Consider the following 8,064-nt stretch of genomic DNA (forward strand, 5'->3'; position numbering starts at 1 on the left):
CCGCATCCTTCATCTTCTATCTCAAAGAATGAGTCCTGAGCCTAGACGCCGCCCCCAATGTCGCACGCTGGTTCGCGGAGGTAGAGGCCCGCCCGACTGTGCAGCGCGCCATTCAACGCGTCACCGCTCTTGTTCCACAATCCTGAATACAGACCTGGAGGCGTTTCTCATGAGCAAGTTATTTACGCCGTTCCGTGCAGGCGCCCTGGAACTCGGGCATCGCGTTGTGATGGCGCCGCTGACCCGTATGCGCGCCAGCGCTGGAGATATCCCCAATGCCCTGATGCGGGAATATTATGACCAGCGCGCTTCCAAAGGCGGCCTGATTATCACCGAAGCGACGCCGATTTCCCGCCAGGGATACGGCTACGCTGCAGCGCCCGGCATCTATGACGACGCGCAAATTGCCGGTTGGCGCGCTATTACGGACGCTGTTCATGCGCGGGGCGGCAAGATCGTCATGCAGTTGTGGCACGTCGGACGGCAGTCTCACTGCGCATTGCAACCGAACGGCGCCGCGCCAGTCGCGCCGTCCGCAATTGCAGCCACAGGCGACGCCTACACTGTTGACGGCGCTTTGCCATTCAGTATGCCGCGCGCGCTGGAGCGTCATGAAATTCCCTTGATCGTGGCGGAATTTGGCGCCGGCGCAGCACGAGCGAAATCCGCAGGCTTCGACGGCGTCGAGATACACGGCGCCAACGGGTATCTACCGGATCAATTCTTGCAAGACGGCTCCAACATCCGCACCGATGACTACGGTGGCCCGATCGAGAACCGGGCGCGCTTTCTTCTGGAGGTTACGCAAGCGGCCATCGATGTCTGGGGAAGCGACCGGGTCGGCGTGCGCCTCACGCCTGACGGATCTTACGGTTCCATGCAGGACAGCAACCCGGCCGCGACCTTCGGATATGTAAGCCGCAAGCTGGATGAGATGAGTATCGCGTACCTACATGTGGTCGAACCGAGGATCAAAGGCACTGAACTGATCGCCTCCGCTCCGCCGATCGCCGCGCGTGATCTTGGCAAAATCTTCCGCGGAACAGTGATCGGCGCTGGCGGATTTACCGGGGAAAGCGCGGAAGCATTGCTGAACGCTGGAGACGCGGATGCCGTCGCATTCGGGCGCGCCTTTATTGCGAACCCGGACCTACCTGCACGACTACGCGCGGGCCTGCCGCTTAACCGATATGATCGCTCAACATTTTATGGCGGCGACGCTCGTGGCTACACCGACTACCCGGCATACCGGGATGCTGCGTGAGCTCTATCCTCCAGGGAAGCTACGCCTGACCGCGCAACTTCCCTGGCAACTCCACTTGATAAACAACTTCTGCTCTTAACAAAACTTTGGAGAAATCTCATGACTCTTCAGGCAAAACTGGACGCGTTCAAGGCCGACTTTGAGGCTGGCAAGCCTCCCTACAACGTTCCTCCATCTGTCATCGAAACCATGCATCGCGCCACGGCGGAACTGATTGCATCGAACGCCGCAAGCCTTGCACTAAAGGCGGGCGACAAGGCTCCAGCCTTTATCCTTAATGACCCGGACGACCGCCCGATATCCTCAGTATCACTGCTGGCCAACGGGCCACTGGTTCTCAGCTTTTATCGTGGCGTCTGGTGCCCTTACTGCAATATGGAGTTGCAGGCTCTTCAGGAATCACTGACGAGTTTTCAGGACCTTGGAGCCAGCGTTGTCGCAATTTCACCTCAAAACTCCGTAAACAGTCGAAAATCCGTGCGGCAGAACGCGCTCGACTTCCCCATCTTGTCCGACGCACATAACGACGTGGCGGCGGCTTTTGGATTGCGCTTTGCGCTACCTGATTATCTGGTTGCACTGTATAAGAGCCTTAAAAATGACCTACCCAGCTTTAACAGCGACAATAGCTGGACGTTACCGATGCCCGCCCGTTACGTAATCGGACAGGACGGAACAATTTTATATGCCGAAGTCAATCCGGATTATACGCGGCGCCCGGAGCCGTCAGACATGCTTCCAGCCCTGCGCCGTGCATTACAAAAAAAATCGAACGCCGTGTAGAGGGCGAAACATATGTCAAGCGTCTTCCTCGTGACCGGCGCTCGCGAAGGCATGCTTCAGGATCTGGGAAATCCTGACTAAAGCCGGAAAACTATTGGCAGGGATAATCCCCTGCCCGAGCGCCACGAACGCTGTTCCCCGCCGTTCGTGGCGCCCATAACTCCCCGACTACGGTGCTCACCACCCTGACATCGCGCCATATCCCATGACCTCCCGCCCCCTCATGGGGCCGCCCTCATCGCTGGCGCGACAATTCGATTTTCTAGCGGAACCTCAATTGGCCGCACGGGCATTTGACGTGAGTAATATAGATCGTAGTGCAGATGGGCCAAAGGGCGGACTTCTCGTCAGACCGCCTCGCAGTTTTCTGATAAACATCAGATTTATACGAAGCTTTTACGATTGAAAATACATTGCATCGGAGTTGTTCTTGTAGACGGAATTAGACAATCACCCTGTTAAAGTACCCCCTCGTCAAAGAACCGGTCCGATCATCGCCAGAACGTTGTTCCAAAAAACGCGGTATTTGGGCCAGCTGTCCACTACCTCTTCGCGGACCGGGATCGAGGCGTTGATATAGGTCTGCTGCCTCTCGCGGATGTCCGCAGTGAACAGCCTGTCCGCGAGGAGAATGTTATTTTCGAAGTTAAGATCAAAGCTTCTACGATCCATATTAGCGGAACCGATCAACGTCATTTTCCCATCGACAGTCATCAGCTTGGCATGCAGAAGCCCGAGTGGATATTCGTAAATCTTTACGCCAGCGTCCAAAAGATCCCTATAGTAGCTTCTGCTTGCCCCCGCGACGATCCAGGAGTCATTACGCAACGGCACCGTAAGCGTTGTCTTCACGCCGCGTCTGGCGGCCGCGCAAAGAGCCATCTGGATCGGTTCGTCGGGCACATAATACGGCGTCGTGACCGTCAGCTCAGCCGCCGCCGCATCCATCAGCGAGACGAACATTTCTGGCATGGCGGCGTAACGCACGGCGGCACTGGTGCCAATCACCTGCGCGACGATCCCACCGGTTTCCTCGGCCCGCGCATTGCCGAGAAGCGTCGTCAGGTCTTCATCTGTGTGTGCGAACCAGTCCGTGGCGAACAGGTGCTGGTTCTGCAGCACTACTGGCCCCTCGAAGCGCGCCAGCACATCGACCCACGGCGCATATTTCGCCTTGACCCTGAAGGCCGCATCCGCACAGTTCTGACTGCCGCAATAAGTGACCCGACTGTCGATCACGACGATCTTGCGGTGGTTGCGCATGTCGAAGCGCCCACGAAAGGGTCTTTGCAACACGTTACCCAGCGGCAGGGCCTGGACCAGCCTCACACCAGCACGCTCCATCGCGCTCCAGTGGCTGCCGTGTATAAGGCGACGCGACCCCAGATCGTCCGCCATCACGCGGCAAACCACCCCGCGCTTCGCCGCGGCGATCAGCGCTGTCACTACCTTCGTGCCGTTGTTGTCAGCCAGCCAGATATAAAAACTTATGTGTACATGCTCGCGGGATGCCTCGATATCGGCAACGATGGCGTCGATCGCCGCATCCGAATCCCGCATTAATGTGGCGCTGTTGCCCGCAAGCGGCAGATAGCCGCTGATAGACTGGCCGACTCGAAACAGTGGGGCCAGACGCGGCTCCATCCCGAATTCACGTTCGGCGTCTATCAACTCATCCGAATGACGCCCCGGAACGGGCAGGCGCCGCATCGCCTCGCGTATCCGCGTTACGATTTTTGGCGCGAGATATGTTTCGCCGAGGAGAATATACGCAACCGTACCAAGCAGCGGCAGAGCGCCAAGAATAGCGACCCAAGCCACGCGCGACGTGGGCTGGCGGTGGGGGCGTAACAACGCGCGAATAATGAAAAACACCTGGAGACCGACGGTGACGACCGCCCCGAAAGTGCTCCATTTCATCCGCGAAACCCCGTCCCGTTTTCAACAAGTCAGGGCAGCGTAGAAGGCGCGGCTAACGCCAGCAAGGCGAGGGGTTGACGGCCGTCGGAACCCGACAACCGAGCGGCAATTAGTGCTGTCCAGCGTTTTCCTGGACCTTGACGTCAGGCGTCACAGTCCGGTTGAGGACCTCGAACCCGACCGAGTCCATGGTGGTCAGGTCTGCAGTATCTCCAGGCTTCAGCGTCGCAAGGAAATCACGCATAGCCTTTTGGCGCACTGTGACCGTCCGGCTGGCCAGATCACCGTCGCTGAACGTCACTGTGTGATGCGGCGCGTCAACGGCCAGGACGTGCACGCGCTGGCGACGGAACGAGACCATCGTTCCATGAGGATGCCGACGCGCGTAGCCTTTGCTCGCGGAGACGGTGGACTCAGGCAACGGCGCGTCAGGCGGCGCGATTTCGGCGTCAACGGTCTGGAAGAAATGCAGGCGAAGCTGATCACCGGGCTCAATGTGCGGCAGTTTCTTGCGAGCGTCGGCCGGGACGCTGACCGTCACATGGTCGCCGTTGGCCGTCGTCAGCAGCACCGTCCCGGTGTCGGGATCAATCGTCTCCACAGTGTCGACTGCAGTCATGTTGCTGGTGATTACGCCTTGCGCGGACGCGGGCGAAATTACTGTTGCGCCGAGAACGGCGGCGCCCAGCGCAAGAGCGAAGCGGTGCGGGAAGGACATGATTTCGTTCTTTCTTTCTGGCCAAGTTACGCAACCAGCGCGCGGCCTTTTATCCACGCTGCATCTCTCCATGGCAATCCACCGGAACAACGCTCTGCCCTGTCTCAACTCCCCGGGTCGCCCGGCGCGGTCTCCCACCCAAGGCCTATGATCGCCGCTCGGCGACGCCCGGCGCCGTCGAGCCTCAGCACGACGAAATTGCGCTCCTCCAGCCATCCGAGCATCCGGCGCGCACGGCCAGTCGAATGCGTCCCGTAAATCCGCGCGATGTCCGCGTCCGAAGGGCATGGAGCTCCATCCATGGCGGCTCGCGCAAGAAAGAGAAACGTCCCCTGCATATCGTCGGGCAAGGAGAACGCGACTTCCTCAGCCGCACGCCATTCGTCCGTTTCCTCCACCTCTTCGGCGACACCGCTGCGGGCGGTGGCGAGCGCGCGACGAAAAGCGCGCATGTCCATGGCGTCGCGACCGAAGCCTGCGATACGGCAGCGAACGAGAAAATCCTGATACAAGGACGCTGGAGGCCTGAATCCCCCGTCGTCCTCAGCCAGAACTTCCCGTAAAACAGCCGCCAGCGCGCGGCGTCGTTCGACCGGATCGACAGGTTCCTGCGCCTCCACCGTGGCGTCCGTCGCCGCCTCGGCCAGCGCATCGCCATGACTCGCCAACTGCGTCAGCAGGTCGGGCGGAGGCGGGGCAACACGACGAGGGCGGACGAACTGCTCCGGTTCAGGAAGCGGCGCCAGAATCAGTTCTGCAACCGGCTCGACCGGCGGAGAAAACGGCGCGAGCACCGGGCCAGCAGAGCGGCTTTCAGTGCGCACTGCGCCAACGCGAATTGTTTGCGGACGCCGGGTCAGAGCCGGGCCAAGCGCCACGAAATTCCCGCGGGGAAGATCGCGAAACGCTTCCGCCTGTCGCCGCTCCATGCCGAGCAGGTCTGCCGCACGCGCCATATCGATATCGAGGAAGGTGCGGCCCATCAGGAAATTGGACGCCTCCGCCGCGACGTTCTTCGCCAGCTTGGCGAGCCTCTGCGTTGCGATCACGCCAGCAAGACCGCGCTTGCGTCCACGGCACATCAGGTTGGTCATCGCCCCGAGCGAGGCGCGACGCGCCTCCTCCGTCACCTCTCCAGCAGCAGCCGGCGCGAAGAGTTGCGCTTCGTCGACCACGACCAGCACCGGATACCAGTGCGCCCGCGGCACATCGAACATGCCGCCCAGAAAAGCCGCCGCGCGCTTCATCTGGAGATCGGCGTCGAGCCCTTCCAGATTCAGCACGACGGACGCCCGATGCACCCGCATCCGCTCGCCAGCCGCCTGCAAGGCTGCTTCCGTGTGCTCCGCCGCGTCGATCACGAGATGGCTGTAGGCCTCGGCCAAACTGACGAAATCGCCTTCAGGATCGATGATCGCCTGCTGCACCAGTGTCGCCGTCTGCTCCAGCAAGCGGCGCAAAAGATGGGATTTTCCGGAACCTGAATTGCCCTGCACGAGCAAACGCGTGGCCAGAAGCTCGGCAAGGTCGAGCGTCGCCGGTCCGCCGCCGGAAATTTCACCCATATCGATAGCGCTGCTCATGACGGGTGGGGATACAGTCCCGAATCCTGTTCGCGCAACAGCCCACGCATCTCCAGCCAGCGCGCAGCGCCCTCTCCTGCCGCCCTTCCAGTCGAAAAGCAGGCTTGCAGAAGATACCCGCCGGTCGGGGCCTCCCAATCGAGCATTTCTCCGCAGACAAAGACGCCTGGAATGGCATTGAGCATAAAGCGTTCGTCACACGCCGACGCTGCAACGCCGCCCGCGACGGAGATCGCGCGGTCGATTGCATCCGTGGCGGTCAAACAAACTGGAACCGCCTTCAATAAACGGGCGAGCGAAACGGGGTCTTTCGGCGGTTCGCCGACCTCGCGCAGCAACGCAGCCGCGACGGGCGGAAGTTGAACCGCTTTACGCAGACGATTCGACAGACTTTCGCGCGGACGCACGCCAGCGAGGCGACGGGCGAGCATCGCCTCGTCGATATCCGGTCGCAAATCGAGATGTAAAATGGTTGAATCGCCTCGGTCGATGGCGTCCCGTAACGCCGCCGACAACGCATAAATGACCCCGCCCTCGATCCCTCGGGCCGTCACCACTGCCTCACCACGCAAGGTCGCGCCTTCAAATGTTACAGCGATACGCTTCAATGGCGTTCCGGCGAAGCGTTCTCGAAAAGTATCCGACCACGCAGCGACGAAACCGCAGTTTGCCGGGCGAAACGGCGTCATATCGACGCCCCTTTCCACCAGCACGCCCACCCAGCGCGCATCCGAACCGAGCCGGGACCAACTGGCGCCGCCAAGAGCAAGAATAGTCGCATCGGGCGTCATCGATGCAACGGCGTCCTTGTGTTCAAATAGGAGGCCGCCATCCTCACTCCACCCGATCCAGCGCGAGCCGGTTTGAACCAACACGCCAGCCACACCGAGCCTTTGCAGCCATGCTCGCAGCAATGGCGACGCTTTCATCGCCTTCGGGAACACGCGACCGCCGCCACCGCTGTAACAGGGCTGCCCAAGTTCCTCGGCCCAATTCACAAGCTTCTCAGGCGGGAACGCCCGCACCGAGGAACCCAACCACGATGAAGCATCGCCATACCGGCGAATAAATCCGCCGCTGTCAGAGCCAGAGAGAGGTTCATTATTGGTGAGATTGAGGCCACTTCGACCAGCCATCAGAAACTTGCGGCCAAGACTGGGCATACGATCCACCACCGTCACGGCGCAGGACCGCGCCGCGAGTGTTTCCGCCGCCGCCAGCCCCGCAGGACCGCCGCCGACAACCACGACATGCGGCTTCTGCAGTTCGCTCATCCTCGGGTCGTTCCTTTCCGTAGTAGACGGACAAGTTATCGATGACCGTTTCAAGCGTGAATGCGCATGCGTCAACTCTCCCTTGTCCAGGCATCAGGAAAATCCACGCAGGCCGGCATCAATCGAATTCGTGTATTTGGTCACCGGAATGACGACTTTGATCAGACAGAACACGCGTCTCCGTTTACCGGGTTGCCGGATTTGCCGTAATCGGGATTGAAAAGACTTCCTCTTCCTTTCTTCAGGACCATATCCGGCCAACGAGCGACCTCATGGTCAGTTGCAGCAGATAAGACCTTTTCTAGCCGGATTGAGAAAGCACATCACGTCGTCGCCGACATATGCAATGTAAGCGATGGCGACGTCTGTTGAGTATGCGGAATCATGCCATTCGCAACACGTGACCTTGCGCCATCCTTCAGTGACCTTTTTATTTACCGAAGGAGTTCCTGCCCCATGACGGTATACAGCATTACTAGGGCCTGTTAGGTCTTGAGATGATCTGCCGTTGCTGCAATGCAG

Annotated in this window: 6 protein-coding genes; 2 read left to right on the forward strand and 4 right to left on the reverse strand. The window is 60.0% G+C overall.

What is annotated here, in order from left to right:
• Window positions 1-169 precede the first annotated feature (169 nt).
• Window positions 170-1,264, forward strand: a complete 1,095-nt coding sequence (locus HK28_RS13150; protein ID WP_086644991.1) for an alkene reductase — start codon at window positions 170-172, stop codon at window positions 1,262-1,264.
• Window positions 1,265-1,363: 99 nt separating this feature from the next.
• Window positions 1,364-2,047, forward strand: a complete 684-nt coding sequence (locus tag HK28_RS13155) for a peroxiredoxin-like family protein (protein ID WP_086644992.1) — start codon at window positions 1,364-1,366, stop codon at window positions 2,045-2,047.
• A gap of 474 nt (window positions 2,048-2,521) precedes the next feature.
• Here the strand turns inward: HK28_RS13155 and cls are convergent, their stop codons facing one another.
• From cls to HK28_RS13175, 4 genes are all read right to left on the reverse strand, one after another.
• Window positions 2,522-3,967 carry a cardiolipin synthase gene (cls, locus tag HK28_RS13160; RefSeq protein ID WP_086644993.1) on the reverse strand — a complete coding sequence of 482 codons (1,446 nt, stop codon included), beginning with the start codon at window positions 3,965-3,967 and terminating at the stop codon, window positions 2,522-2,524.
• Between the two features lie 109 nt (window positions 3,968-4,076).
• Window positions 4,077-4,685: a preprotein translocase subunit YajC gene (locus tag HK28_RS13165; protein ID WP_233140548.1), complete on the reverse strand. Its 609-nt coding sequence runs from the start codon at window positions 4,683-4,685 to the stop codon at window positions 4,077-4,079.
• A gap of 104 nt (window positions 4,686-4,789) precedes the next feature.
• Window positions 4,790-6,268: an ATP-binding protein gene (locus HK28_RS13170; protein WP_086644994.1), complete on the reverse strand. Its 1,479-nt coding sequence runs from the start codon at window positions 6,266-6,268 to the stop codon at window positions 4,790-4,792.
• On the reverse strand, window positions 6,265-7,542 hold the full coding sequence (locus HK28_RS13175) for a TIGR03862 family flavoprotein (RefSeq protein WP_086644995.1): 1,278 nt from the start codon (window positions 7,540-7,542) through the stop codon (window positions 6,265-6,267). Before HK28_RS13175 ends, HK28_RS13170 begins: the two co-directional genes overlap by 4 nt.
• Window positions 7,543-8,064 lie beyond the last annotated feature (522 nt).

Source organism: Acetobacter sp. DsW_063 (assembly GCF_002153745.1).
Taxonomy (GTDB): domain Bacteria; phylum Pseudomonadota; class Alphaproteobacteria; order Acetobacterales; family Acetobacteraceae; genus Acetobacter.